Here is a 534-nt window from a genome sequence, read left to right on the forward strand (position 1 = left end):
GCCTGATCGATGCCGCGACCGTCATCCTCGATGCGGATGAGGATGCGGCCCGAACGCTGTTCGGCCGAGAGCTTGAGCGTGCCGTCGGGGCTCTTGCCGTTCGCGGTCCGCGTGGCGGCGTCCTCGATGCCATGGTCGGCGGCGTTGCGGATCAGGTGGGTCAGCGGATCGCCCAGACGCTCGATGATCGTCTTGTCGATTTCGGTCGTCTCGCCCGAGACTTCCAGGTTGATGTTCTTGCCGGTGCTCGCCTGCAGGTCGCGCAGCAGGCGCGGCACGCGGCTGAACACGGTGCTGATCGGCTGGGCGCGGATCGCCATGGCGCGTTCCTGCACGTCGCGGGTCAGCGATTCGAGCATGGCGAGCTCGCTGCTGTTGCGCATGCCATGGGTCGACATCTGCTGGCCGAGCATGGCCTGCGCGATCATCATCTCGCCGACAGTGTCGATCAGCTGATCGAGCTTGCGCAGATCGATGCGCACCGATTGCGAAACCGGCGCGGCAGGCGCTGCCGGTGCGGGCTGCGACGAGACG

General features: G+C 66.9%; 1 pseudogene. It reads right to left on the reverse strand.

What is annotated here, in order from left to right:
- Positions 1–534, reverse strand: a pseudogene (locus tag DM995_RS19275) (chemotaxis protein CheA); the annotation flags it as partial.

This window comes from Blastomonas sp. UPD001 (assembly GCF_003426715.1).
Lineage (GTDB): Bacteria > Pseudomonadota > Alphaproteobacteria > Sphingomonadales > Sphingomonadaceae > Blastomonas.